This is a genomic window from Vibrio cholerae (assembly GCF_008369605.1).
Taxonomy (GTDB): domain Bacteria; phylum Pseudomonadota; class Gammaproteobacteria; order Enterobacterales; family Vibrionaceae; genus Vibrio; species Vibrio cholerae.
This window is the reverse complement of sequence record NZ_CP043554.1, coordinates 2,151,532-2,177,348: the sequence shown is the minus strand read 5'-3', so window position 1 is coordinate 2,177,348 and position 25,817 is coordinate 2,151,532. Positions and strand designations below refer to the sequence as shown.

The window sequence follows — 25,817 nt, the reverse complement described above, 5'->3', positions numbered from 1 at the left end:
TTATTGTTTAGTCAACAATATCTATTAGAATGAGGCAAATTTCTCAAACTTGATTTGAGCTATACCCAAGCGACGCGCTAACCGATTGCACCGATTAAGCCAAGTTGTTCCATTACTACCTATAATCAAAAATAAAAGTGAATGGCCCAGCGGCTTAGTCCTGACTAAGAGATTGAAATTACGGATGAATACTGAACAGCAAGATTACAACCAAACTGAGACGACCGAGCAACTAAATCAACCTGCCATCGAGAAAGTCGCTCCCGGCACTTTACTCAAGCAAAAACGTGAAGATTTGGGGCTGACTCAGCGCCAAATCGCTGACCGCCTCAGATTACGCCTTTCTATTATCCAAAGCATTGAAGAGAACCGTTTTGAAGATGGTCAAGTTGCCACTTTTACTCGCGGTTATTTGCGTTCGTATGCCAAAGCGGTGGGTATTCGTGAATCTGAGATCTTGTGTGCTTTTGATGACAGCTATTGCCAAAAGCCAGAAGTTCAGCCGGATATGAAAAGCTTCTCGAAAAAGACCAAGCGTCAGTTGCACGATAGTCGAATCATGCTGATCACTTGGGTGATCTTAGCGGTTATCGTCGGCATGTCGACCTTGTGGTGGTGGCAAAATAGCCAGAAGAACAGCTTAATCCCGGATAAAACAACCATTGCGCCGAGTGCTATTTCGGATATTCAGTCTAGCAATGACACCAGTCTTGCCAATGAAGACTTCGCAACCGTTCCTCCTCTCAATGAGCTACAAGATGCGGCGCCAGCGAGTGAAGAGGCACCGATGAGCCAAGAGTCTCTTTCTGGTGAGGCCAGTGAATTGACTCCGCCAGCACCGAATGAAGCTGATGTGGTGACAGATAAACCTGTGGTTGAAGAAACGGCGGCGGCACCAGTAGCACCAGCTCAGCCTCAAGGACAAACTCCAGTTCAGTCTCAAGCTCCAGCGGCAGCTGCGCCTGTGACTCAACCTGAAGCGGCGCCTAGTGCACCTAGTCAACCTGTGAGCTCTTCCACTGAGAGCGCTTCCGCACTGCTGGTGATGAATTTTTCTGCCGATTGCTGGATTCAAGTCAAAGATGCTACGGGCAAAACACTGTCAACGGGTGTGAAAAAAGCAGGGCAGAGTGTGAGTTTGAGTGGCCAGCGCCCTTATAAATTGGTGTTGGGTGCACCAGAAGGGGTTTCAATCACATTAGCGAGTGAACCCGTCGACCTTTCTGGGTATACTTCCGGCAAAGTAGCAAGATTGACCTTACCTTAGAAAAATGTCTATGCAACATGAGTCTCCTATCAAACGTCGCCCCTCGACACGTATCTATGTGGGCGACGTTCCTATTGGTGATGGTGCGCCCATCGCCGTACAGTCAATGACCAACACCCGAACCACTGACGTGGCTGCCACGGTTGCGCAGATCAAGTCTTTGGAAAAAGTGGGGGCGGACATTGTGCGTGTTTCGGTTCCGACTATGGAAGCTGCCGAAGCGTTCAAACTGATCAAACAACAAGTCTCTGTGCCTTTAGTGGCCGATATCCACTTCGATTATCGTATTGCGCTAAAAGTGGCGGAATACGGTGTGGATTGTCTACGCATCAACCCGGGCAATATCGGTAACGAAGCGCGGATTCGCTCAGTGGTGGATTGTGCGCGCGACAAAGGCATTCCGATTCGAATCGGGGTCAATGGCGGCTCACTAGAAAAAGATCTGCAACTGAAATACGGTGAACCGACGCCAGAAGCCTTAGTGGAATCGGCGATGCGTCATGTGGATATTTTAGATCGCCTCAACTTTGATCAGTTCAAAGTCAGCGTAAAAGCCTCCGATGTTTTCCTTGCGGTAGACTCCTATCGACTGCTGGCGAAAAAGATTGATCAGCCTTTGCATCTTGGCATTACTGAAGCGGGTGGCGCGCGTGCTGGTTCAGTGAAGTCAGCCGTAGGCCTAGGTATGCTGCTTGCGGAAGGTATTGGCGATACGCTGCGTATTTCGCTGGCGGCCGATCCGGTAGAAGAAATCAAAGTTGGTTTTGATATTTTAAAATCGCTGCGCATTCGTTCGCGTGGCATTAACTTTATTGCATGCCCAAGCTGTTCACGTCAGGAGTTTGATGTGATTGGCACTGTGAATGCCCTTGAGCAGCGTCTAGAAGACGTGCTGACACCAATGGATGTGTCAATCATTGGCTGTGTGGTAAACGGTCCCGGTGAAGCTGAGGTGTCTCACTTAGGCTTAGCGGGCAGTAATAAGAAAAGTGCGTTCTATGAAGATGGCGTGCGCCAGAAAGAGCGATTTGATAACGATGATCTCGTCGCGCAACTGGAAGCGAAAATTCGCGCTAAAGCCGCGCGATTGGATGAAAAAAATCGCATCGATATCAAGCACGTAGAACAAGATTAATCTCAACGATATAACGGTAAGAATTGTGGCAAAAACTATTCAAGCAATCCGAGGCATGAACGATTGTCTCCCAACCCAGTCTCCACTTTGGCAAAAAGTGGAAGGCGTGGTGAAAAATGTAATCAGCGCTTACGGTTACAGTGAAGTTCGTATGCCAATTGTTGAGATGACTCATCTATTTAGCCGCGCCATCGGTGAAGTGACCGATGTGGTGGAAAAAGAGATGTACACCTTTGAAGATCGCAATGGTGATAGCTTAACGCTGCGACCTGAAGGTACGGCGGGCTGTGTGCGCTCTGGTATCGAAAATGGTTTGCTGTACAACCAAGAGCAACGTTTGTGGTACATGGGACCAATGTTCCGTCATGAACGCCCGCAAAAAGGTCGTTACCGTCAATTCCATCAGTGTGGTGTTGAAGTGTTTGGTTTAGATGGCCCCGATGTGGACGCTGAATTGATCATGATGACGGCACGTCTGTGGCGCGAACTAGGTATTGCACAACATGTGCGTTTAGAGCTCAACTCGATTGGCTCTCTAGAAGCTCGCGCTAATTATCGCACCGCCTTGATTGACTATCTTGAGCAGTACCAAAACGTACTGGATGAAGATTGCAAGCGCCGCATGTACACCAACCCGCTGCGTGTGCTTGATTCGAAGAATCCTGATGTACAAGCGATTTTAGGTGATGCCCCTCAGCTCTCTGATTATCTCGATGCTGAATCAAAACAACATTTTGCTGGCTTGTGTGAACTTCTGGATGCGGCGGGTATCGAATACACGGTAAACCAACGTTTAGTTCGCGGCCTTGATTATTACAACCGCACGGTTTTTGAGTGGATCACCGAAAGTCTGGGATCGCAAGGTACCGTTTGTGGCGGCGGCCGCTATGATGGCTTGGTTGAACAACTGGGCGGTAAACCAACCCCTGCGGTAGGTTTCGCTATGGGCCTAGAGCGTTTAGTGCTGATGATGGAAACACTCGGTAATACGGATGTCCGTCGCAGCGTAGATGTGTATATGGTGACTGCAGGTGAAGGCACCATGATGGCGGGAATGAAGCTTGCGGAACAGTTACGTGAGCAAGTGCCCGGCCTACGTGTGATGACTCACTTCGGTGGCGGCAATTTTAAAAAGCAATTTAAACGCGCGGATAAAGTGGGCGCGGCGATTGCCTTGGTTTTGGGTGAAGATGAAGTTGCAGCCCAAACCGTTGTGGTAAAAGATTTGGCGGGAGGCGAGCAAAATACTGTTGCCCAAGCTGAAGTCGCTAAACTACTGGCACATTTAGCCTAATTCTCCTGCAGCACGTTTTAAATAAGAGGACAGGAAGTGGAACTCTACGATACTGAAGAACAACAAGTTGAAGCGATCAAAGATTGGTGGAAAGAGAACGGCAAAGCGGTGATCTTTGGCGCGGTAATTGGCCTTGGTGGCCTATTTGGCTGGCGCTACTATCAAGACTCTGTGGTTGCTGCGCAAGAAGCGGCATCGCAAAGCTACAGCAAAGCGATGGATGCACTGCAGGCAAAAGGCATTGAATCTGAAGGCACTATCCAAACCTTTATTAATGCCAATAAAGAGACCGAATACGCAGTTTTGGCTGCAATGCAGTTAGCCAAAGCTCAAGTGGAAGCGGGTCAACTGGATGAAGCGTTAGCGCAATTGGAGTGGGCAAAAGGAGCAACCAAGGATGCTGCACTGAAACCTTTGCTGACATTCCGTGTTGCTCGCTTACAGGCTGAGCAAGGCCAATTTGATGACGCATTAACTCAGCTAACCAGCATTCAAGAGAAATCTTGGGCTGGCCGAGTGGCAGAGCTGCGCGGTGATATCTTGATGCGTAAAGGGGATAGTGCAGCTGCTTATGCCGCTTACACCGAAGCGCAACAGGCAGAGGATGCTAGCCAAACTCTGCAAATGAAACTGGATGATCTCGCGAAGTAAGGGCACTCCCTGATGAAGAAGCTGTTCAATCAAGTGCTGGTCGCTGCGGGTGTGTTAGCTCTGCTCGCGGGTTGTGCTAGTGAAGAAGAAAACGTCATTATGGCTCCGTTGCCTGTCGTCAAAAGCGAATTTACGCCGAAAACGCTGTGGAGCGCTTCGGTGGGCGATGGTGTTGGGCACTATTTCTCAAAACTGGCTCCTGATTACGCTTACGACAAAGTCTTCGTGGCGAGTCGAGATGGGGTAGTAAAAGCACTTGATCCGCAAAACGGTAAAGTGATTTGGACCACGGATCTTGAGATTGAAGGCTCGGCACGCTTGTCCGGTGGTATTACCGCAGCGTTTGGTAAATTATTCATTGGTAGCGAAAATGGCGTAGTCAATGCTTTAGACGCAGAGACCGGCGAACCGTTATGGGCTTCAGCGATTGAAGGTGAAGTGTTAGCCGCCCCCGCGGCAGATAACAACATCGTTATCGTGAACACCAGCCGTGGTGCTCTGATTGCGCTTAACCAAGAAGATGGTGCGCAGAAATGGACGATCAGTACGGAAGTGCCTAACCTGACGCTGCGCGGTGATAGCCGTCCAACAGCGGTTGCGGGTGGTGTATTCTGGGGGACCCCAAGTGGTCGTCTAGCGGCGGCGATTGCTGAACGTGGTCAACTGATTTGGCAACAACCTGTCGGTCAGCCAAAAGGTGCAACCGAGATCGATCGCCTTGTCGATGTGGATGCCTCCCCATTGGTTATCGGTGGCACGTTGTTTACGGTTGGATTTAACGGACAATTGATCGCGATCGATTTACGTTCAGGCCAGCCAATCTGGAAACGCAATTACTCGTCAGCCACCGACATGGCGACGGATGGTAGCCGTCTTTATCTGGTTACCGATAAAGATCATCTGGTAGCGGTCGATACCCGCAGCGGTACCGAGCTTTGGAACAATACTCAGTTAGAGCATCGCTTGCTCACTGCGCCAAAAATGATTGACGATTATTTGGTGGTCGGTGACGCGGAAGGTTATCTGCACTGGATTGATCGCAATAGCGGGGAATTTATTGCCCAGCAACTGGTTAATGACAGCGGCTTTGCGGTGGGTCCGCTCGCGTTGAATGACGGTTACGTCATCGTGACTCGTAATGGCCAGATAAAGAAGCTGACGATTCAACAATAAACTGTGATATGATTCACACGCGGCTCCTGGCTGGTAACAGTTAGGAGCCGTTTTATTGCCAGTGGCATCAGATTGATGGAGAGAAACGGCCCATCATAATGATGATAATGAAAGTGGTTATAGGTAAAAATTTAGCGCTTGTGACAGAGTGTTTACCTATAACTACATAAATGAAAGTTTGTAGAGGTTGTTATGGTACCTGTTGTTGCTCTTGTTGGGCGTCCAAACGTCGGTAAATCGACGCTGTTTAATCGACTCACTCGCACACGGGACGCATTAGTCGCGGATTTTCCCGGCTTAACGCGTGATCGCAAATACGGTCAAGCTAAGTTGGGTGAGCACGAATTTATCGTGATCGATACCGGCGGTATCGATGGCTCTGAAGAAGGTGTTGAGACCAAAATGGCACAGCAATCGCTCGCTGCGATTGACGAAGCTGATGTGGTGCTGTTTATGGTGGATGGCCGCGCGGGTCTGACGGTTGCAGATGAAGCGATTGCTCAGCATCTGCGCCGTATTGAAAAGCCAGCAATTTTGGTTGTAAACAAAGTGGATGGTATCGATGCGGATGCCGCTTCGGCGGAATTCTGGCAACTCGGTATGGATCAGATGTACCAAATCGCCGCCGCGCATGGCCGTGGTGTGGGCGCATTGATTGACCGTGCGCTGAATCCGTTTGCTGAGCAAATGGAATCTGAGCAAGCTCAACTTGAAGATCTGACCAACGAAGAAGATCCAGAAGAAGAGCAGCTAGAGTACAGCGAAGAAGAAGCAGAAGCAGAATACAAGCGCCTGCAAGACTTGCCGATTAAACTCGCGATCATCGGTCGTCCAAACGTGGGTAAATCAACACTGACTAACCGCATTCTGGGTGAAGAGCGAGTGGTGGTTTACGATATGCCGGGAACCACGCGTGACTCTATTTACATCCCAATGAAACGTGATGAGCGCGAATATGTGTTGATTGATACTGCGGGCGTGCGTCGCCGTAAGCGTATCAATGAAACCGTTGAGAAGTTCTCGGTAGTCAAAACCTTACAAGCGATTGAAGATGCTAACGTGGTATTGTTGGTGGTCGATGCGCGTGAGAACATCTCAGATCAAGATCTTAGCCTACTTGGTTTTGCCCTAAATTCTGGCCGCTCCATTGTAATTGCGGTGAATAAGTGGGATGGTCTGAGTTTTGACGTCAAAGAACACGTGAAGAAAGAGCTCGATCGTCGACTGGGTTTCGTTGATTTTGCACGCATCCACTTTATTTCTGCACTGCATGGCACAGGTGTCGGTCACTTGTTTGAATCGGTGCAAGAAGCGTATCGCTCTGCAACCACGCGTGTGGGAACGTCTGTACTGACTCGTATTATGAAAATGGCCACCGATGATCACCAGCCGCCTATGGTGCGTGGGCGTCGTGTGAAACTGAAATATGCACACGCTGGTGGTTACAACCCACCGATCATCGTTATCCACGGTAACCAAGTCAACGAGCTGCCAGATTCATACAAACGTTATTTGATGAACTATTACCGTAAATCGCTAGAAATCATGGGTACACCAATTCGTATCCAGTTCCAAAATAGCGAAAACCCATTTGAAGGTAAGACGAATAAAATGACCCTCTCACAAGAGCGACAACGTAAGCGATTGATGAGCATGGTGAAAAACCGCAGAAAATAATTTATAAAGCCCAAGTTTACTTGGGCTTTTTTGTCTCTGAAGGAGAGAGATGCATGACCTATTGCGCAACAGAAGTCACCTTTCCACAAGGAATTACATCACTAGAGACTCAAGTGATGTTGCTTCAGACTCATCAAAATGGAATGGATATTGTCACCTACAGTACGCCTTTTCACCCTGTCAGTCATATTTGGCCCGATCATCCTGCTGACCGTGGAATCTTAATTTGGCAAGGTAGTGAGTATGCCGTCACTGACTGTGTCGTGGGGGCGATTGAACAAGCCTCGGGTCATTTGTACGTTGGAAATAATATCCCCGTAAAACGTGAAGAGAGCGGCTGGCTCTTTGTGGTCGTTCATCGTCTTGGCGAAGTCATAGCCGCATGCCAAGTGGGCGATAAGGTTCAGTTGCAAGTCGATACCCAATATCAAGCAAGTTTAAGCCGAGGTCATAGCGCAGGGCATTTAGCTTATTTAGCGCTCAATAAAGTCTTAGCACAGGGGTATTGGCGTAAAGATGCAGAGCGTAAAGACCCGCAGGGTTATTTTGACTTCAACAGCTATGCCCAAATCTCAAGTGATGTTACTCCTGATTGTTCAACCGATGTCTATCGTTTGGGGAAAACACTGCGTAAGCGCGGTTTAAATAGTGATGATGTGCTGAGAGATTTAAGTTTTATAGAACAAAAGACTAATGAACAGCTTGCGCAGTGGCTAGCTTTAGCCAGCCCAATTCGTCTTGAGTGCACGGGCTCAACCTTGACCGATTCACGTTATTGGGAATGTGACTTACATGAAGCCAATATCGCACGAATTCCTTGTGGAGGCACACACTGCAAGGGTTTAACCGCCTTTCAGTCGATCCAAGTGACACTGAAACAAGTCGATGAACAGCATATTGAGGCAGTCACTTGCGCGCAGCCCTCAGAATCTGAGTGATCTTTTCACTATATTCTGTCTTAAGTCTTAAATGGTTTTGTTTTTTAGATTTTTATTCTTTTTAAAATTGAAATGCAGAATATGTAACTTATGCTTTCGGTGGGTGGTTATATAAAAGTTCTTTTCATGGCAGATCGCTGATCAAAACCTTTTGAGCAGAAGATCCGGTTAGGATCCTGCTTAAAAGAGTATCAGTTATTGGTTAATTAAGTCGCATCGATCTGAGTAGGCGTGATAAAGATCATGGCGTCGGATCCCATCTCGATGAATTATGTGATACAACGCAAAATGATAAGGAGAGTGCTATGGACAACCCATGTCCAACATGTGGCCAAGAATTAGAATGGACAGGTCAGTACCACTGCAGCGCTTGTACGGTAGATTACCGTAAAGTCGGATTTTGCCCTGAGTGTGGCAGTGAATTAGAAAAGCTACAGGCTTGTGGTGCGGCGAATTATTTCTGTAATCAGTGTAATGAGCTGAAATCGAAATCCAAAATCCGTTTTGTCTTCCAACCGCTTAACGGGAATTCACAGTAGAGAGAATCTCACCATCCATTAACTGGGTGACTAAAGTGTCACCCGGTTTCACTTGCGCGCTTTGGCGCACTAACTCACCTTGTGTGGTACGTGTCACCGAATAGCCACGGGCTAAGGTTGCAAGAGGGCTGACCGCATCCAACTTTTCACTCAACAAAGCGAGTTGATGGCGTGATTGGATCAAATAGCGTTGGATCGACTGATTTATTCGCTGCTCTTGCTGGATCAGATTAAAACGCTGCTGGCGGATCAAGTGAATGGGCGAATGGAGCTCGATCTTATGGCTTAAGCGATCCCAGCGTTGCTGCTGAGTTGCCAGACGTTGCTGCATCTTTTGCTCAAGACGCAGGCTGAGCTCATCAAGTTGCTGCTGCTGGCGCTCTAAACGAGTTTGAGGATGCTGTTTATCAAGCTTGTGCTGTAAACGGGCAAATTGCGTCTCTTGCTGCGCCAAATAATGGCGCATGGTGCTAGCCAGTTTGGCTTGCCATTGATGGAGTGCTTGCTGTTTATGGCGATGATCACGGCTGACCAATTCCGCCGCTGCTGATGGGGTAGGGGCACGCACATCGGCGACAAAGTCAGCGATCGTCACATCGATTTCATGGCCTACAGCACTGATAATTGGGATTTCACTCGCAGCGATAGTACGTGCCACGATTTCATGGTTAAAACACCACAAATCTTCCAAAGAGCCACCACCACGACCTACTATCAACACATCGCACTCGGCGCGTGTATTCGCACGACCAATCGCTTGGGCGATTTGAATAGCTGCCTCTTCACCTTGTACGAGAGTGGGGTAGATCACTACAGGCAGATTCGGGTCACGGCGCTTAAGCACGTGCAAAATATCGTGCAAAGCCGCGCCAGTCCGTGAGGTGATAATCCCCACGCAGCGTGGATTTTCCGGCAATGGTTTTTTACGTGTCTGAGCAAACAAACCTTCGGCGGCGAGCTGCATCTTCAGTTGTTCAAACTGCTGCTGCAGACGGCCATCCCCTTCCGGTTGCATGCTTTCAAGAATAATTTGGTAGTCACCGCGCGGTTCGTAAAGAGAAAGTCGAGCTTTAACTAATACTTGCTGACCATTTTGCGGTTTGAAATTCACCAGACGGTTATTGCCTTTGAACATAGCGCATTTAACCTGCGCTTGGCTGTCTTTTAAAGTGAGATACCAGTGACCAGAGACGGGAGCGGAGAAGTTGGAAATTTCACCCACCAACCAGACGATCCCCATTTCATTTTCCAGTAATAAACGAACTTCAGAATTTAAACGGGAAACGGTGTAGATATTTCGATTGGCGAGAGAAGAAGACAACGCTGATTCCTCAGACGTGGGTATGGAAATTAGCCGCAATATAATACATATCAAGGGGTGAAATGCAAATAAAAAATGAAAAAATGTGTAGTCAACCGATTGCCTCGGGCGTATAATCCGTCCGCAATATCAAATATAAATCCCTTTGTTACGCGAAACGATGAAGTGGATTTCCGTTGTTAACACTCCTGTTGTGAGATATTGCACATGCTACGAATCGCAAAAGAAGCTCTAACCTTTGACGATGTTTTACTCGTCCCTGCTCATTCCACCGTTCTTCCAAACACTGCCGATCTTCGCACTCGGTTAACCAAAAATATTGCGCTGAACATCCCTATGGTTTCTGCGTCTATGGATACTGTTACGGAAGCACGTCTTGCGATCGCTCTGGCTCAAGAAGGCGGCATTGGCTTTATTCACAAGAATATGTCGATTGAACAGCAAGCGGCTCAAGTTCACCAAGTGAAAATCTTTGAAGCGGGTGTGGTGACTCACCCTGTCACTGTCCGTCCAGAACAAACCATTGCTGATGTTATGGAACTTACCCATTACCACGGTTTTGCGGGTTTCCCTGTTGTCACTGAAAACAATGAACTGGTTGGTATAATCACTGGCCGTGACGTTCGCTTCGTTACTGATCTCACCAAATCCGTTGCTGCTGTGATGACGCCAAAAGAGCGCCTCGCGACAGTCAAAGAAGGTGCAACGGGTGCAGAAGTGCAAGAAAAAATGCACAAAGCGCGTGTTGAAAAAATTCTGGTGGTGAATGATGAGTTCCAACTCAAAGGCATGATCACCGCGAAAGATTTCCACAAAGCCGAAAGCAAGCCAAATGCGTGTAAAGATGAGCAAGGCCGTCTGCGTGTTGGTGCCGCTGTCGGTGCAGCACCGGGTAACGAAGAGCGTGTTAAAGCTCTGGTTGAAGCCGGGGTTGACGTTCTACTGATCGACTCTTCTCATGGCCACTCCGAAGGGGTTTTACAGCGTATTCGCGAAACTCGCGCAGCTTATCCACACCTTGAAATCATTGGTGGTAACGTGGCGACAGCTGAAGGTGCGCGCGCACTTATTGAAGCGGGCGTAAGCGCAGTGAAAGTCGGTATCGGTCCTGGCTCAATCTGTACTACGCGCATTGTCACAGGCGTGGGCGTTCCACAAATTACTGCTATTGCTGATGCAGCGGGTGTGGCTAACGAGTACGGTATTCCTGTTATTGCTGATGGCGGTATTCGTTTCTCTGGCGACATTTCGAAAGCGATTGCGGCGGGTGCTTCTTGCGTTATGGTTGGCTCAATGTTTGCTGGTACTGAAGAAGCCCCGGGTGAAGTGATCCTTTACCAAGGCCGCTCTTACAAAGCCTACCGTGGAATGGGTTCACTGGGTGCGATGTCAAAAGGTTCATCAGATCGTTACTTCCAAACCGATAACGCGGCAGACAAGCTGGTTCCAGAAGGCATCGAAGGCCGTATCGCTTATAAAGGCCATCTGAAAGAGATTATCCACCAACAAATGGGCGGCCTACGCTCTTGTATGGGGCTGACTGGCTCAGCCACAGTAGAAGATCTGCGTACTAAAGCTCAATTTGTACGCATTTCTGGTGCGGGTATGAAAGAGTCTCACGTACATGACGTGCAGATCACTAAAGAAGCACCAAACTACCGTCTGGGCTAAGCGTAAACGTTTGCTTAAATGCTTGATGAGTGAATGTGAGGCGAGTAGACTCGCCTCCGTTGAAGAATCCCCCGTATTAATACTCGGCTGATAAGACTGCTAAACAATGACTAAGAATATTCATGACCAACGAATTCTGATCCTCGATTTCGGATCTCAATATACCCAGCTAGTAGCCCGTCGCGTGCGCGAAATCGGTGTTTACTGTGAGCTGTGGAGCTGGGATGTAGAAGAGGCAGACATTCGCGAATTCAATCCGGACGGCATTATTCTTTCGGGTGGCCCTGAAAGCGTGACCGAAGCTAATTCACCACGTGCCCCGCAATATGTGTTTGACAGTGGTGTGCCTGTCTTTGGTGTTTGCTACGGCATGCAGACCATGGCTGAGCAGTTAGGAGGCCGTGTTGCGACTTCTGATGAGCGTGAATTTGGTTATGCTCAGGTAAAAATTTCTGGCGAATCGGCGCTATTTAAAGATCTCGATCTCACGCAAGATGTTTGGATGAGCCACGGTGACAAAGTGGTCGAAATCCCAGCGGATTTCGTGAAAATCGGTGAGACCGATACCTGCCCATACGCTGCGATGGCCAATGAAGAGAAGAAATACTACGGCGTACAGTTCCACCCCGAAGTAACACACACCAAAAACGGTTTACAGATGCTGGAGAACTTTGTTCTGGGCGTGTGTGGCTGTGAGCGTCTGTGGACGTCTGAATCCATCATCGAAGATGCGGTTGCGCGCATCAAAGAACAAGTGGGTGACGATGAAGTGATCCTTGGTCTTTCTGGCGGCGTGGATTCTTCTGTGGTTGCCATGCTGGTTCACCGTGCGATTGGGAGCAAGCTCACTTGTGTGTTCGTGGATAACGGACTACTTCGTTTAAACGAAGGCGAGCAAGTGATGGAGATGTTTGGTGATAAATTTGGCCTCAACATCATTAAAGTCGATGCAGAAGAGCGCTTCCTAAAAGCGCTAGAAGGCATTGATGAGCCTGAAGCAAAACGCAAAACCATCGGCCGTGTGTTTGTTGAAGTATTTGATGAAGAATCGAAAAAACTCAGCAACGCAAAATGGTTGGCGCAAGGCACCATCTATCCAGATGTGATTGAATCTGCCGCTTCAAAAACCGGTAAAGCGCATGTGATCAAATCGCACCACAACGTGGGCGGTTTACCTGATGACATGAAAATGGGCTTGGTTGAGCCACTGCGTGAACTGTTTAAAGATGAAGTGCGCAAGATTGGCCTTGAGCTTGGTTTACCTTACAACATGCTTTACCGCCACCCATTCCCAGGCCCAGGCCTTGGTGTGCGTGTACTGGGTGAAGTTAAGAAAGAGTACTGTGATTTACTGCGCCGTGCAGATGCAATCTTTATTGAAGAGCTGCACGCAGCGGATCTGTACAACAAAGTTTCTCAAGCCTTTACTGTGTTCTTGCCAGTGCGTTCAGTTGGTGTCATGGGCGATGGCCGTAAGTACGATTGGGTGGTATCACTGCGCGCCGTCGAAACCATCGACTTTATGACCGCACATTGGGCACATCTACCTTATGAGTTCTTGGGTAAGGTTTCCAACCGCATTATCAACGAAGTGAATGGCATTTCTCGCGTAGTGTATGACATCTCAGGTAAGCCACCAGCGACCATTGAGTGGGAATAACTACTTAATAATGCGGATGAATATTCCGGATTAATTATATAAAACCTCAGGCATATCCTGAGGTTTTTTCTTTTACAAGAGAATCTGTTGTTTTTGTATTTCCGTTCAAAGTCTTGATGTAGACCGCAAGCGTACGATTTACATCGGCTGGAAATGGCTCGCAATTCTGGCTTTTTTCTTATTTTTCACTATTAAATTAGTTATCAATAAGCCTACTCTCAAATGGATTTCCAAGTTGAGAGAGGGACTTTTATCCATGTTTAAACTCAAACATACCGCGTGGTGGGTGGCCATGGCGTGTGCATTGCCTGCGCAAGCGGCGATGAATATTCAGCCTGATCCACAAAATCCTGGTGGATATGTGGTGGCTAAAGCCGATATTGCCGCAGCAGAACAAGCCAAAACCGCCAATCCTATGTATGCCATTTGGTCAAATGCCTTAGCGACCCGCGCCAATGCGATTGTCGATGCGATCGAGCCGGGACTGGCGACAAACCCTGATAACGTGAAACGGGTTGAACGCGTATTTCCTGAATCTGAGTGGAATTTCCTCACTCACATGGCGGCGCCTGAATACACTTATACCCGTTTCTTGCGTGCGATTGGCAAATTCCCGGCATTTTGTGCGGAGTATACCGATGGCCGCAATTCTGACGCGATTTGTAAAAAATCGATCGTGACCGCTTTTGCTCACTTTGCTCAGGAAACCGGTGGACACATCGCGAAAGACAACATTTCTGATAACCCATTAGCGCTGGAAGAGTGGCAACAAGCGCTGGTGCATGTGCGTGAAATGGGCTGGTCTGAAGGTCAAGAAGGTTATACCACGGGGTGTGGTCAAAATGACTGGCAGAACAAGAAGTGGCCTTGTGCTACTGGGCAAGGTTACTTTGGCCGTGGAGCAAAACAGCTTTCTTACCACTTTAACTACGGCGCTTTTTCCGAGGCTATGTTTGATGGTGATGCAACAGTATTGTTGAATAACCCCGGTTTAGTGGCTGATTCGTGGTTGAACCTTGCGTCTGCAATCTGGTTCTTCCTCACGCCACAAGCACCGAAACCTGCCATGTTGCATGTGATTGATCGTACTTGGGTACCTTCACAGCGTGAAATTGATGCAGGGATTGGTTACGGTTTCGGCACCACGATCAATATTATCAATGGTGGTATTGAGTGCGGGGAGCAAAACAAAGATAAAGGGCAGCCGGTTAACCGTATTCGTTATTGGGAAGGCTTAGCGGCGCATTATCAAATCCCTATTGAAGCTGATGAAAAGAATACCTGCTGGCAGCAACTGCCTTACGGCAGCCTTAACCTCAATGGTGCGACCGATGTGCTTTACACAAACTGGGATGGTAACTGGAAATATTACCCAGATCGTCCGGGTGGCTACTCATTTGAATGTGAGTTGGTGGGGTTCCAAACCGCGTATTCTGCTTTGGTGGAAGGGGATTATGAGAAGTGTGTGACTAACCTGTATGGTTCACATGCGAGCTGGCCAAAAGTTCGTGTAGTGGAAAAACTTGATCCATTACCTACCGATCCGACAGATCCTCCCGTAGGTGGTGCCCCTGCGTGGGAAGCGGGTAAGGTTTATAACTCAGGTGACAAGGTGAGTTATAAAGGTGCGGTTTACCAAGCTAAATGGTGGACACAAGGTGATGAACCTTCTAAAGGCGGGCCTTGGGCGTTAGTTTCTGGTGAGCCAACACCACCAACTGAGCCAACGCCAAGCGAGCCAGTACCTCCCACGGAACCTGTACCACCATCGGAGCCAACACCAGTGCCGCCAACAGAGCCAGCTCCTACGGATGCCATTGTGTGGCAACCTGGAGTCACTAAGGTCTCGAATGGCGATAAAGTGACCTATAACGGCCAATGCTTTATTGCTAAGAACAGTCCAGGCGTTTGGGAGTCACCCACTCAATCTAACTGGTTCTGGGATAAGGTGTCCTGCTAACTTGTTGTATTAAAATGTTTATTTCATCGCTCAACTTAGGTTGGGCGATTTTTTACTCGCATCTGTAACTAACTGTTTCAACAATCTAAGTTTCCAATAAGATCTTTTTTCTTTTATCTGCCTGTTAATTAAAATCCGCGCGTAATTTTTACAAACATTTTTGAATTCACACTCTGAAGGTAAGTTCACATGTCAACTAAGCTAGCCAACCCAGCACCACTCGGTCTGATGGGTTTCGGTATGACCACCATTCTGCTTAATATCCATAACGCAGGTTTTTTCCCAATCGACTCAATGATTCTGGCGATGGGTATTTTTTACGGCGGTCTGAGTCAAGTTATCGTCGGCATCATGTGCTTTAAGCGTGGTGACACCTTCGGTACAACGGCATTTACTTCTTACGGTCTGTTCTGGCTGACGCTGGTTGGTTTGATCGTAATGCCACACATGGGACTGCCTGCAAGCCCTGCGCCTTTCATGGGTTGGTACTTGGCTCTGTGGGGCATTTTCACTGGCTTTATGTTCATTGGTTCTCTGTGCTACCCAACGGCGAAACAAGTGGTATTTGGTTCTCTGACCATCTTGTTTGCTCTGCTGGCTGCTCGTGATTTCACTGGTAGCGAGCTGATTGGTACTATCGCAGGTTTTGAAGGCATCTTCTGTGGCGCGAGCGCTATCTACTTCGCTATGGCACAAGTACTCAATAATGAATACGGCCGTGTTGTTCTGCCAATCGGCGAAAAACGTGTGCAGCCAGTGAAAGCGCAAGAGCTTGCTGCATAAGTCAAACATTTGGGAACATGTAAAGGGTTAGCCATCGGCTAGCCCTTTTTTATGGGCGATTTTCAACGGAGTGAGGAGAGGGAAGCTCACAACGTTTGGTGCTGATGATCAATGAGAAGCGCCGCCATGAAGTGAAATTGTATTAAATGATAATTGTTATTATTTACATCCATGAGTGATGTTGTTAGCATCGTTGCATTATTGATCGGCAGAAGATTCGGCCGAATGGCTGCTTCTGCTGCGTCGTGCGATGACATAACAACACTAACAACGCTCAGTTGGCTGAGTATCAATAAGGATGATGTACTTTCATGGCTATTCCTAAAATCGCTTCTTACCCTTTACCCGCATCATTACCGACCAATAAAGTCGATTGGCGCATTGATGCATCGCGGGCGGTACTGCTTATCCATGATATGCAGGAGTACTTTGTACACTATTTTGACTCGCAGGCAGAACCCATCCCCAGTTTAATCAAGCACATACAACAGCTTAAAGCTCATGTCAAGCAAGCGGGGATCCCGGTGGTCTATACGGCTCAGCCTGCGAATCAAGATCCTGCCGAGCGAGCACTATTGAGCGATTTTTGGGGGCCCGGTTTGAGTGAAGAGACGGCGATCATTGCGCCTCTTGCTCCAGAATCAGGTGATGTTCAGCTCACCAAATGGCGTTATAGCGCGTTTAAAAAGTCGCCGTTATTGGATTGGCTGCGTGAAACAGGGCGGGATCAGTTAATCATTACGGGGGTCTATGCGCACATTGGCATTCTCTCGACTGCGTTGGATGCCTTTATGTTCGATATTCAGCCTTTTGTGATTGGGGATGGCGTGGCAGATTTCTCGCTCAGTGATCACGAATTCAGTCTGCGTTATATCAGTGGCCGTACTGGTGCGGTGAAATCCACTCAACAAGCGTGTTTAGAGATTGCCGCCCAACACTCAAAGTTTACTGGCTTAAGCTTGCGAACCATGCAACACGATGTGGCCGCTGCGCTCAATCTGAGTGTGGATGAAGTGGATGTGCAGGAGAACCTCCTGTTTCTCGGTTTAGATTCGATTCGCGCGATTCAGTTGTTGGAAAAATGGAAAGCCCAAGGTGCTGATATTAGCTTTGCTCAACTGATGGAGCATGTCACTTTGCAGCAGTGGTGGCAGACCATTCAAGCCAATTTACATCAACCTTGCTCTGCGTGATTGAACGAGTTCCCTTCCTGCTTAACACACGGATTCTAAGTAGGAAGGGAACCGCTCATTCAAGGATTCCCTTCTACTCACTCATTGTCTTTACATTGATTTCACGACATTAACGCTAAGCCGAGCGTGTCAAATCGACGACGAAGCGCGTTCTTATCGATTTTTCCAACCGATGTTTTGGGCAGTTGATCGATAAATTGGATTTGATCTGGGATTTTGTAATCGGCGAGCCCCGCTTGGTGTAAAAAACGTTTGAGCTGGATGGTATTCACCGACTGCTCGGGTTTGAGTACGATCACCGCGCAACTGCGCTCTCCTAGGCATTCGTCACTGATGGCAATTAAAGCGGCATCATGCACTGCTGGATGATGTAAAAGCTGATTTTCCACCTCTTCGGCGGCAATCTTTTCTCCTCCACGATTGATCTGATCTTTGGCCCTTCCGGTGACAATCACGTAACCTTCGCTACTGAGTTTGACTTTATCGCCGGTGATGTAAAAACCTTGTGCATTGAACGCTCGTTGATTGTGCTGATCAGCTCGATAGTAACCGCGAATCGTATAGGGACCTTGGGTTAATAGATACCCTTCTTCTCCGCTGGCGACAGGTTGACCCTGCTCATCAACCACCAGTAATTGATCGTGAGCGGAGATAGGCCGACCTTGAGTTGTAGCAATCACTTCCGCACTGTCATCCAAACGAGTGTAATTGACCAAGCCTTCTGCCATTCCAAACACTTGTTGCAATTGGCAGCCTAGCGCTTTCGGCAGACGCCTTGCGGCCGCTTCACTAAATTTTGCCCCGCCCACTTGCACAAAGTGCAATGAGGAGAGATCGCAGGTGCTTTTTTCTGCGTGATCCATCCAGAGTAGTGCTAAAGGCGGCACCAACGCGGTAACAGTAATTTTATGCTGTTCTATCAATTTAAACGCGTGTTGGGGTGACGCATCTTGACTGAGGACAACGCAGCCACCCGCCCAGAAAACACCGAGTGCGCCGGGGGAGCTGAGAGGGAAGTTATGTGCCGCAGGCAGTACGCACAGATAGCGAGTATGCTGATCAAAACGGCAAATTTCGACACTGGCAGTTACGCTGTAGGCGTAATCATTGTGGGTACGCGGTATGAGCTTGGGAGTGCCCGTTGTGCCACCGGAAAGTTGGAAAAAGGCGATTTGATTCGGGTCGGCATTCGCTTGGCAAGATGATGCCGAGTAGCAACTCGCCAGTTCAATAAATTTTGGATCTGTCACTCGAGTTTGGCCGCGTACAATCACAGTCTGCAGTGTTGGGCAGCAAGCAAGCAGCTCTTGCGCCAAAACTTGATAGTCAAATGGCCGCTGAGCACCATCAATGAGGTAAGCTTTGGCTTGGCTGTGCTGACAAAAATAGCGAATTTCCGCTAAACGGTGAGCGGGGAGCGCCAGAATCGGTCGTATGCCTTGGCGCAGCAAAGCGAAAAAGCATAAATAGAATTCCGCGACATTGCCTAATTGCAGCACTACGTTATCGCCACAGCCTAGTCCAAGCTCGGTAAAACCGGCAGCAAGTTGCTCAATACGTTCGAGCATGGCTTGGTAACGCCACTGCTGATTATCACCGACCAGCGCAAGCGCATTGGGGGTACGCTCAGCACTTTGCTGTAAGTAATCGAGCAAGGTTTTATCTTGCCAGTAGCCTAACTGACGGTATTGAGCGGCAAGCGCCTCTGGCCAAGGGGTAAAATCGGTTGTCATTCTTATCTCCTTAAGCAGTGAGCACATCGTTGAGCTCAATACCTGCCGCAGCCAAGATGGTTTTCATCTTCGCGCCCGTCTCTTCCAATTCACTTTGTGGTAACGACTGATCGACAATCCCTGCGCCAGCAAAAAGCTTCATTTGGTGAGAGCCCACTTCAGCACAGCGAATGGTGACTACCCACTCACCATTGCCACGTGCATCACACCAACCGACCATGCCAGTAAAGTAGCCACGATCAAATTCTTCCAGCTCTCTTATTGCTTGATAAGCCGATTCGCGCGGAAAACCGCATACGGCTGGAGTGGGGTGTAAATCGGCGGCGACTTGCAAAGCACAAACCTCAGGATCGCTGACTTGCCCTTCAAGCAGGGTTGAGAGGTGTAACATGGTTTCGGTTTCAATCACAGAAGGCACCATGGGGGTGTACAAGTTACGACAGTAGCGGCTCATGATCCGCTCGACTTCTTCGACGACTAAACCGTGCTCATGCAAATCTTTGGCGGTATTGAGCAGTGAGGCACGGCGCTGCGCATTTTCTTGGGCATCTTGACTTCGTGGGCGCGAGCCAGCCAGTGGGTTTGAGATGAGATAGTTTCCGCGTTTGGCGACCAAGAGTTCAGGGCTTGCCCCAATCAACTTCCTCTGTTCGTCCAAGCTGGCCGCAAAAGTATAGCCGTGATGATTAATCGCGAGCAGATTACGCAGCAAGGTCGGTAGTGCGATCTCTTGCTCGGTGGCAATTTCAATGGCGCGTGACAGCACCACTTTAGACAGCCCAGAGTGATGAAACATGTTGAGCAGATGGCTCACACCTTGCTTGTATTGCTCTCCTGATGGCGAGGAGATGAGTTTAGCCACTTGGCGGGTGAGGTGAGCTGGACGGTTTAAGCGCGGGCTACTCGACACGTATAAGGTGCGCGGAATCATAAATCGAGTCGGTGTTTTAGGGTCAAACGGCACTATGCCAAACAGTAATGGATTGTCGCACTCATCACGTTTGGCCTGCTGCAAAAGCTGTTTGGCTTGGTTAGCCAGTTCAGCAAAAGGAATGGCTTGCTGAAAAGCATGAGCGACCCCACAACCGAGCATTGACTGGTTTGCTGAGGCAAAGAAAAACGGTGAGCGAGTGAGTTGGGTGTCGATCAGATGTTCAGACATAGTGGTGTATCCGACCACTTCACGCTTCATGACCATGTTGTTTATCCATATTTGCGAGTGAATGGGTTGCGTTGCCAAGCGCAACAGATTACATTTGCTTACATTCAAATGAGAATGGTTTTTATTAATAAATGCAAGCAATTTCCATTTGGTCTGATAATCAAAGTGATGATTGTGAAGGTTGATCTCGTTTGTGATAGGGGATGAAAGATATGTCGTTGGTTAACAGCAAGGTTCTTCTAGTGGGGTCAGCGCGTGGGATAGGGTTCTCCGTGCTTGAACATTTATTGCAAGCGGGAGCGCAAGTGATGGCGGCAGATTGTGAGTGGCAGTTGTTGCTAGAGCAGAGTGAGTCGTTATTGGGGCGTTATCCGGACCAGCTCACTTTAAAAAAACTCGACTTAGCAGAGCCTGAAGCGGTGCGCGAGCAAGTCAATCAATGGGCTGAGCAAGTGGCGGGATTTGATCATCTGGTGTGCTGTGCAGGAATCCTACATGTTGCGCCATTGCATGACATGCCACTGGAACAAGTGAGTTCTATTTTTACCGTGAATGCTTTTGGTGTGTTGGCCTGTATGCAAGGTGTCGCTTCAAGTATGAAAGCGCGTCAGCAGGGAAGTATGGTGATTATTGGGTCTAATGCTGCCAATACGCCGCGCATGTCGATTGGGGCTTATGGCGCTTCGAAAGCCGCATTACACATGTTGGTTAAGTGCATTGGCATGGAGCTAGCCCCTTACGGAATTCGTTGCAATTTGGTCAGTCCCGGCTCTACGCGCACCGCTATGCAGCAACAGCTTTGGACTGAGCAGTATGGTGAGGCACAAGTCATTGCCGGAAATGCTGCGCAATTTCGGTTGGGGATCCCGCTCAATAAAATTGCCGAACCAGCGGATATTGCTCAAGCGGTCCTGTTTTTGTTATCCAATAAGGCAGGTCACATCACGCTGCATGATTTACGAGTGGATGGTGGAGCCACGCTCGATCATTGATCGTTCATCTTTCAACTGGCGATAGCCCGTGTGGAGGTGGCAGTTGCCAGTGCCGCAGGCTCTGCGAGTAGGCGTGCAACATCTTGCTCCACCTGTTGGAAACGGGCGAGTAACTGCTCGAAAAAACGTGGCAATCGCTCGCAATGACTTTGCCAGTGGGGTTGCGGGTAGCTGGCTAAATCTGCGGTGATGTCTAGACAGAGTTCATGCTGGGGTGAGCCACGAAATGTAAAATTAATCCCTTCTGCAGAGCCTGAAGCCAGCACCTTGAGCTCAGTCTGGCAATCAGCAAAGTGTGGGGACTCAAAAGGCAATATATTGATAAATGGGCTCATAAAGTAACTTTGCTCAGCATTTAGCCCTTGATCTTGTTCGATTTGTTCAATGCGATAGCGGCCATGCAAATAGAGTGAGCGTAGCGCTTGCCCTGACTGTTTAAGGTAGTTGCCGAGCGAGGTTTGCTGCGCAGAAAGACGCAGCAAGGGCAGCGAGTTAACCATTAAACCGGGCACATTAGCGGCCACGCTGCCCCATCGGTTCATAAAGGGCAGCCATAGCCAAGGCGTATCCGGTTCAGCCGATTCCAAATAGAGCGCGCAAAGCGCGACTAAGGCATCAGGCCAGCCAATCTGACTCGCGTTAGCGAGCTTGAGTAACAAATGGTTGAGTTGGCTATCGAGTGTGTAAGAGAGGCTCACGGCATCACTGAGTTGAGGATCATAGGTTGCAGAGGTGAGCGCTAAGTCGGGAGCTTCGCGTAAATAGCCTTGCCAAAACTGCTTATCTTGCCAGTATCGATGGCTGGTAAGATAAGCTGCTTCTTCTTCCAGATAGGATTGATAAGGTTTAAACGCGGCAGTTGGCGTCTGCCCGCTGAGCAAGGATTGGTAATGCTGACTGAGGCGCTGCTCAAACAGCATCATGCCATAACCGTCCAGCACAATGTGGTGCGCACGGGTATAGATAAGGTGCTCATTGTGTGACAAACGATACACTTGATGGCTCGTTATTGGCGCGTCAATCAGTGTGGTTGGGCGCTGTAAATCCTGCTCTATTTGCCGCCAAGCTAAAGGTTCTGCTTCAAGGTAGATGCTGAGGTCTTGATAGTCGATAGGCGGAGAAAATGGGTGCCAATACAGCTCACCTTGCGCAGAAAAGCGAGCACGGAACAGATCTATTTCATTGATGGTTAAATACAGTGCGCGCAGCAAAAGCGTGGTATCTAAAGGCCCTGTCAGGCGTAGCGAATGGGCAACGGTGTCGAGATTAATGTGAGGATAAGCCAGATGGCGCTGCCAAAAAGGCTTTTGAGCCAATAACATAGACATGATATTAAGCCTTATCCAGTTGGAGAATCATAATTACTCTTTCGCGTGAGGCGGTGTTCGGTGGCTTGGTTGCGAGCCTGAGGGGGCATGGATATACTGAGTTCACTTTTTACTCACCCCTCTGTCTCTAGAGTCCACCCTAAGATGATTGATGAGCGATAGTAAACTTTTAACGAAATGAGAATCAATATTACAATGAAAAACATTTTTATTTTATTATCTGTGATATCGGGTTGCCTGTTCAGTGGTCTTGTCAGCGCGCAGCAGAATGTTTGGCCAAGAACCTTTCAGAATGCGGACGGTTCAATCACGACGATTCCCTCTCAGCCAAAGCGAATTTTGTCGACGGCCGTCACGGTGACCGGAACACTGCTGGCGATAGATGCGCCAGTCATTGCTAGCGCTGCGACCACGCAAAGCACCTTTTTTGAGCAGTGGCGAAAGCTAGCAGAGTTGCGTCAAGTGAAAAAACTTTGGCCTGCGGGAAGTGTCGATCTCGAATCGGTGTATGTCGAGCAACCGGATTTGATCGTGGTTTCCATGATAGGCGCGGATTCCGCTCGCGATCAAATTCCGCTTTTACAAGCGATTGCACCGACCATCTTGGTCGATTACAGCGAACAAACTTGGCAATCTTTGGCGCAGCAGTTGGGGCTTGCTACCGGACTTGAAGATCAAGCAGAGCGCACAATACACAATTTTGAGCAGTGGACAAAGCAAGTGCGAGATGTGCTGGATCTGCCCAAGGGGCGCGCCAATATTGTGAGCTACCACGGCCCCGGTGTGGTCAATGCGGTGGCGAAAGCGCAAAGTGCTCATGCTCAACTGTTGCAATCGGTCGGGGTTGTGTTGGAGGAGCCAGATCCAGCATGGCAAGCGGGTTCCATCGTCCATCGAGATTTTCTGCGCATCCATTATGAGCATTTAACTCAGTTGCAGGCTGAGACCACGTTTCTTATCACGATGGCCGATCAGCAAGCTCAAGCCTTTCTCCACGATCCGATTTTGAAAAACTTGCCTTCGATCCAGCGCAAGCAAGTTTATGGATTGGGTGAAAACTCATTTCGCATTGACCTGTTCAGTGCCCGAGAAATCATTAACTCACTGCTGCGACGCTTTGCTGGCGAGCAAGCACAATCTTTAGTCATGCCATGAATGAGCTGATGGGAATAAGAGTTGCGTCCTCAAAGCGAGAAAATCCGACGTTGGCTGGGCGTGATAACTGGCTAATGGGGTTGATGCTGGTGGCATTGATTGGATTGACGATAAGCAGTGTGTTTGTCGGATCTCGCGACATTCCTTATGCTGTGACTTTCGATGCGCTGTTTCATTTTGATGAGCAGAATACTCAGCATCTTCTAGTGCATTACCTACGTGTGCCGCGCACGGGGTTAGCGATATTGGTGGGCGCAGCGCTTGGTGCTGCAGGCGTTATCATGCAAGCGATGACGCGTAACCCATTGGCGGATACGGGCATTTTGGGTGTCAATGCGGGCGCAATCTTGATGGTGGTGATTGGCATTGCTGGGTTTGGTCTAACCGATATGCTGCACTATTTGTGGTTTGGCTTATTTGGCGCGGCAGCAACCAGTGTGGGCGTTTATCTGCTGGCAGGTATCAATCAATCCCCTAATCCCGTTCGAGTGGTGCTGGCTGGTGCGGCGATGACGGTGGTGCTCTTGTCTATGACTCATTTGATTATGCTCAATAGCGCCCAAGAGGTGTTTAACCAGTTTCGACATTGGTCGGTTGGCTCTTTGCAAGGCCGAGGATATGAAGTTTTGCTGCCGACAAGTGTATTCGTACTACTCGGGTTGATCGCGGCTACCTTACTCGCCCGCGGATTGGATACTGTGGTGCTTGGGCATGACGCGGGAAAAGCATTAGGCGTCAATCCGTTATGGATCTGGATAGCTTCTGCCGCCGTGGTCACTCTGTTGGCTGGCACCGCAACCGCAGCGGCAGGGCCAATCAGTTTTCTTGGCTTAACCGCGCCTCATTTAGCGCGGCTTTGGGTGGGCGCTGAACATCGTCGCTTACTGCCTTACTCTATGTTGCTAGGGGCGCTGTTATTGTTAGGTGCCGATCTGGCTGGGCGGCTAATCGGTTCAAACGATGAAATCAGTGCAGGGATCATGGTCGCCTTAATCGGAGGGCCAGTCTTTGTGCTATTGGTGAGACGATGGAAACTATCACATCTGTAGCCCCAGAAGGTCGGTCGAATCAAACTCGCTTTTGGCTATGGCGAAAAGGGGCATACACGCTGCGTGTTGAGCGGCGCAACATTGCGGTTGCGTTGGTGCTAAGCCTTATTGTTTTGGCTTTGATGATACTTGCGACCTGTGTCGGCAAATTGCCGATTTCAATCTCTGACGTCACCGCCATTTTATTGGGGGAAGTTACCTCAGGGTTCAAACGGCAAGTCTTACTCGATATCCGTTTACCACGGATTTTCACGGCGCTGTTTGCTGGTGCGGCCTTAGGCCTTTCTGGCGCGATTTTCCAATCGATCTCTCGTAATCCGCTTGGTTCTCCGGACATCATTGGTTTCACCTCTGGCGCGGCCACCGGGGCTTTGCTGCAAATTATTTTATTTGCCGGCAGTGGGTTAGCCGTGGCTTTTTCGGCGATTGCTGGCGGAGTCATGACGGCCATCGCGGTCTATCTGTTGTCGGTAAAGTCAGGCACGGTCGGGCGCTATCGGCTAGTGCTAACCGGAATTGGCGTGGGTTCAGTGTTGACGGCGCTCAATGGCTTGCTCCTAGTTAAAGGCAGTTTAGACAGTGCCATCACCGCCAATTTATGGCTATCGGGCTCACTGCATGCCCGAGAATGGAGCCACGTACTTCCTGTCATGTGTGGCGTGCTGGTTCTGCTGCCGCTTATCAAAGGTCTTGCCCGCCCATTACAAATGCTTGAGATGGGGGATGAGATTGCCCGTCAACTTGGGGTCGCAGTCGAGCCGATACGCTTATTCATGATTCTCGCCGCGGTGACTTTGGCGGCATTAGCGACAGGAGCCGCAGGACCGATCGCCTTTATCGCTTTGGCCGCTCCTCAACTTGCCGCTCGCTTGCGTCAAACCGCCAATATTCCGCTGGTGAGTGCAGGTTTAATGGGAGCTTGCTTACTGTTGGGGGCTGATTTGCTCACTCAGTGGATGCCGCTCGCCTTAACCCTCCCCATCGGGCGAATTACGGGATTGGTTGGGGGCATGTATTTATTGATGTTATTGATGCGTTCAAAAAATACGGTTTAAGCCGCAGCACATGCTGGCAGGTTTTTTAGGCTATTTGGCGCAGCCGTCAGCCTGTGCTTTGAGCCATTCAACGCTGTGCGG

At 49.1% G+C, this 25,817-nt stretch carries 21 protein-coding genes; 17 read left to right on the top strand and 4 right to left on the bottom strand.

Annotated elements, in window-relative coordinates; genetic code table 11:
* Positions 1-184: 184 nt before the first annotated feature.
* The 8 genes from rodZ to F0316_RS10065 all read left to right on the top strand — a co-directional run bounded on the left by rodZ (position 185) and on the right by F0316_RS10065 (position 8,674).
* Positions 185-1,267, top strand: coding sequence for a cytoskeleton protein RodZ (gene rodZ, locus F0316_RS10100; RefSeq protein ID WP_001091134.1), 1,083 nt, complete (start codon positions 185-187; stop codon positions 1,265-1,267).
* 10 nt (positions 1,268-1,277) lie between these two features.
* Complete coding sequence (ispG, locus tag F0316_RS10095) at positions 1,278-2,402, top strand: flavodoxin-dependent (E)-4-hydroxy-3-methylbut-2-enyl-diphosphate synthase (protein WP_001163464.1); 1,125 nt, start codon at positions 1,278-1,280, stop codon at positions 2,400-2,402.
* A 25-nt stretch (positions 2,403-2,427) separates the two neighbouring features.
* Positions 2,428-3,696, top strand: coding sequence for a histidine--tRNA ligase (hisS, locus tag F0316_RS10090; RefSeq protein WP_001140461.1), 1,269 nt, complete (start codon positions 2,428-2,430; stop codon positions 3,694-3,696).
* Between the two features lie 36 nt (positions 3,697-3,732).
* On the top strand, positions 3,733-4,347 hold the full coding sequence (locus F0316_RS10085) for a YfgM family protein (RefSeq protein WP_149560464.1): 615 nt from the start codon (positions 3,733-3,735) through the stop codon (positions 4,345-4,347).
* Positions 4,348-4,359: 12 nt separating this feature from the next.
* A complete protein-coding gene (gene bamB, locus F0316_RS10080) occupies positions 4,360-5,520 on the top strand; it encodes an outer membrane protein assembly factor BamB (RefSeq protein ID WP_000732728.1) in 1,161 nt (386 codons plus the stop codon).
* A gap of 192 nt (positions 5,521-5,712) precedes the next feature.
* Positions 5,713-7,197 (top strand): ribosome biogenesis GTPase Der, encoded by a 1,485-nt coding sequence (der, locus tag F0316_RS10075; RefSeq protein ID WP_000249400.1) that lies wholly within the window; start codon positions 5,713-5,715, stop codon positions 7,195-7,197.
* Positions 7,198-7,250: 53 nt separating this feature from the next.
* The gene (locus F0316_RS10070) at positions 7,251-8,135 is read left to right on the top strand and encodes an alanyl-tRNA editing protein (RefSeq protein WP_001964025.1); all 885 of its coding nucleotides are present in this window, start codon (positions 7,251-7,253) and stop codon (positions 8,133-8,135) included.
* Positions 8,136-8,440: 305 nt separating this feature from the next.
* Entirely contained in the window at positions 8,441-8,674 is a 234-nt protein-coding gene (locus F0316_RS10065) for a zinc ribbon domain-containing protein (protein ID WP_000369855.1), read from the top strand.
* Here F0316_RS10065 and xseA read toward each other — a convergent pair.
* A complete protein-coding gene (xseA, locus tag F0316_RS10060; protein WP_057562908.1) occupies positions 8,655-9,995 on the bottom strand; it encodes an exodeoxyribonuclease VII large subunit in 1,341 nt (446 codons plus the stop codon). The genes F0316_RS10065 and xseA overlap by 20 nt on opposite strands.
* A 207-nt stretch (positions 9,996-10,202) precedes the next feature.
* Between xseA and guaB the strand changes: the two genes are divergently transcribed.
* The 5 genes from guaB to vibB all read left to right on the top strand — a co-directional run bounded on the left by guaB (position 10,203) and on the right by vibB (position 17,262).
* Positions 10,203-11,666, top strand: a complete 1,464-nt coding sequence (gene guaB, locus F0316_RS10055; RefSeq protein ID WP_000944163.1) for an IMP dehydrogenase — start codon at positions 10,203-10,205, stop codon at positions 11,664-11,666.
* A 106-nt stretch (positions 11,667-11,772) separates the two neighbouring features.
* Positions 11,773-13,326: a glutamine-hydrolyzing GMP synthase gene (gene guaA, locus F0316_RS10050; RefSeq protein WP_000164592.1), complete on the top strand. Its 1,554-nt coding sequence runs from the start codon at positions 11,773-11,775 to the stop codon at positions 13,324-13,326.
* Positions 13,327-13,582: 256 nt separating this feature from the next.
* On the top strand, positions 13,583-15,286 hold the full coding sequence (locus F0316_RS10045) for a chitinase (RefSeq protein WP_033932305.1): 1,704 nt from the start codon (positions 13,583-13,585) through the stop codon (positions 15,284-15,286).
* A 189-nt stretch (positions 15,287-15,475) separates the two neighbouring features.
* Positions 15,476-16,069 carry an acetate uptake transporter gene (locus F0316_RS10040; protein WP_000104914.1) on the top strand — a complete coding sequence of 198 codons (594 nt, stop codon included), beginning with the start codon at positions 15,476-15,478 and terminating at the stop codon, positions 16,067-16,069.
* 311 nt (positions 16,070-16,380) lie between these two features.
* Positions 16,381-17,262, top strand: a complete 882-nt coding sequence (gene vibB, locus F0316_RS10035; RefSeq protein ID WP_149560463.1) for a vibriobactin biosynthesis bifunctional isochorismatase/aryl carrier protein VibB — start codon at positions 16,381-16,383, stop codon at positions 17,260-17,262.
* 101 nt (positions 17,263-17,363) lie between these two features.
* Here vibB and F0316_RS10030 read toward each other — a convergent pair whose 3' ends face one another.
* Together F0316_RS10030 and F0316_RS10025 are read right to left on the bottom strand one after the other, a co-directional pair.
* Positions 17,364-18,995 carry a (2,3-dihydroxybenzoyl)adenylate synthase gene (locus tag F0316_RS10030; protein WP_149560462.1) on the bottom strand — a complete coding sequence of 544 codons (1,632 nt, stop codon included), beginning with the start codon at positions 18,993-18,995 and terminating at the stop codon, positions 17,364-17,366.
* A gap of 10 nt (positions 18,996-19,005) precedes the next feature.
* The gene (locus F0316_RS10025) at positions 19,006-20,193 is read right to left on the bottom strand and encodes an isochorismate synthase (RefSeq protein ID WP_000245174.1); all 1,188 of its coding nucleotides are present in this window, start codon (positions 20,191-20,193) and stop codon (positions 19,006-19,008) included.
* Between the two features lie 176 nt (positions 20,194-20,369).
* Here F0316_RS10025 and F0316_RS10020 point away from each other — a divergent pair, with 176 nt between their 5' ends.
* Complete coding sequence (locus F0316_RS10020) at positions 20,370-21,149, top strand: 2,3-dihydro-2,3-dihydroxybenzoate dehydrogenase (protein ID WP_233447419.1); 780 nt, start codon at positions 20,370-20,372, stop codon at positions 21,147-21,149.
* An 11-nt stretch (positions 21,150-21,160) separates the two neighbouring features.
* On the opposite strand, the gene vibH is transcribed toward F0316_RS10020, so the two are convergent.
* Entirely contained in the window at positions 21,161-22,477 is a 1,317-nt protein-coding gene (gene vibH / locus F0316_RS10015) for a norspermidine-2,3-dihydroxybenzoate synthase VibH (RefSeq protein WP_149560460.1), read from the bottom strand.
* A gap of 195 nt (positions 22,478-22,672) precedes the next feature.
* Between vibH and fepB the strand changes: the two genes are divergently transcribed.
* From fepB to F0316_RS10000, 3 genes are read left to right on the top strand one after another with little or no spacing between them, the layout of a single operon-like run.
* Positions 22,673-23,632, top strand: coding sequence for a Fe2+-enterobactin ABC transporter substrate-binding protein (fepB, locus tag F0316_RS10010; protein WP_172626013.1), 960 nt, complete (start codon positions 22,673-22,675; stop codon positions 23,630-23,632).
* Positions 23,629-24,681, top strand: coding sequence for a FecCD family ABC transporter permease (locus tag F0316_RS10005; RefSeq protein ID WP_149560458.1), 1,053 nt, complete (start codon positions 23,629-23,631; stop codon positions 24,679-24,681). Before fepB ends, F0316_RS10005 begins: the two co-directional genes overlap by 4 nt.
* The gene (locus tag F0316_RS10000; RefSeq protein WP_149560457.1) at positions 24,660-25,736 is read left to right on the top strand and encodes a FecCD family ABC transporter permease; all 1,077 of its coding nucleotides are present in this window, start codon (positions 24,660-24,662) and stop codon (positions 25,734-25,736) included. Before F0316_RS10005 ends, F0316_RS10000 begins: the two co-directional genes overlap by 22 nt.
* The last annotated feature ends 81 nt before the right edge of the window (positions 25,737-25,817 follow it).

What these genes read in the sequence shown, in the direction of transcription:
- rodZ (WP_001091134.1), top strand. Translation starts at nt 185, where the DNA reads ATGAATACTGAACAGCAAGATTACAACCAAACTGAGACGACCGAGCAA.
- ispG (WP_001163464.1), top strand. Translation starts at nt 1,278, where the DNA reads ATGCAACATGAGTCTCCTATCAAACGTCGCCCCTCGACACGTATCTAT.
- bamB (WP_000732728.1), top strand. Translation starts at nt 4,360, where the DNA reads ATGAAGAAGCTGTTCAATCAAGTGCTGGTCGCTGCGGGTGTGTTAGCT.
- der (WP_000249400.1), top strand. Translation starts at nt 5,713, where the DNA reads ATGGTACCTGTTGTTGCTCTTGTTGGGCGTCCAAACGTCGGTAAATCG.
- F0316_RS10070 (WP_001964025.1), top strand. Translation starts at nt 7,251, where the DNA reads ATGACCTATTGCGCAACAGAAGTCACCTTTCCACAAGGAATTACATCA.
- F0316_RS10065 (WP_000369855.1), top strand. Translation starts at nt 8,441, where the DNA reads ATGGACAACCCATGTCCAACATGTGGCCAAGAATTAGAATGGACAGGT.
- guaB (WP_000944163.1), top strand. Translation starts at nt 10,203, where the DNA reads ATGCTACGAATCGCAAAAGAAGCTCTAACCTTTGACGATGTTTTACTC.
- guaA (WP_000164592.1), top strand. Translation starts at nt 11,773, where the DNA reads ATGACTAAGAATATTCATGACCAACGAATTCTGATCCTCGATTTCGGA.
- F0316_RS10045 (WP_033932305.1), top strand. Translation starts at nt 13,583, where the DNA reads ATGTTTAAACTCAAACATACCGCGTGGTGGGTGGCCATGGCGTGTGCA.
- F0316_RS10040 (WP_000104914.1), top strand. Translation starts at nt 15,476, where the DNA reads ATGTCAACTAAGCTAGCCAACCCAGCACCACTCGGTCTGATGGGTTTC.
- vibB (WP_149560463.1), top strand. Translation starts at nt 16,381, where the DNA reads ATGGCTATTCCTAAAATCGCTTCTTACCCTTTACCCGCATCATTACCG.
- F0316_RS10030 (WP_149560462.1), bottom strand. Translation starts at nt 18,995, where the DNA reads ATGACAACCGATTTTACCCCTTGGCCAGAGGCGCTTGCCGCTCAATAC.
- F0316_RS10025 (WP_000245174.1), bottom strand. Translation starts at nt 20,193, where the DNA reads ATGGTCATGAAGCGTGAAGTGGTCGGATACACCACTATGTCTGAACAT.
- F0316_RS10020 (WP_233447419.1), top strand. Translation starts at nt 20,370, where the DNA reads ATGTCGTTGGTTAACAGCAAGGTTCTTCTAGTGGGGTCAGCGCGTGGG.
- vibH (WP_149560460.1), bottom strand. Translation starts at nt 22,477, where the DNA reads ATGTCTATGTTATTGGCTCAAAAGCCTTTTTGGCAGCGCCATCTGGCT.
- fepB (WP_172626013.1), top strand. Translation starts at nt 22,673, where the DNA reads ATGAAAAACATTTTTATTTTATTATCTGTGATATCGGGTTGCCTGTTC.
- F0316_RS10005 (WP_149560458.1), top strand. Translation starts at nt 23,629, where the DNA reads ATGAATGAGCTGATGGGAATAAGAGTTGCGTCCTCAAAGCGAGAAAAT.
- F0316_RS10000 (WP_149560457.1), top strand. Translation starts at nt 24,660, where the DNA reads ATGGAAACTATCACATCTGTAGCCCCAGAAGGTCGGTCGAATCAAACT.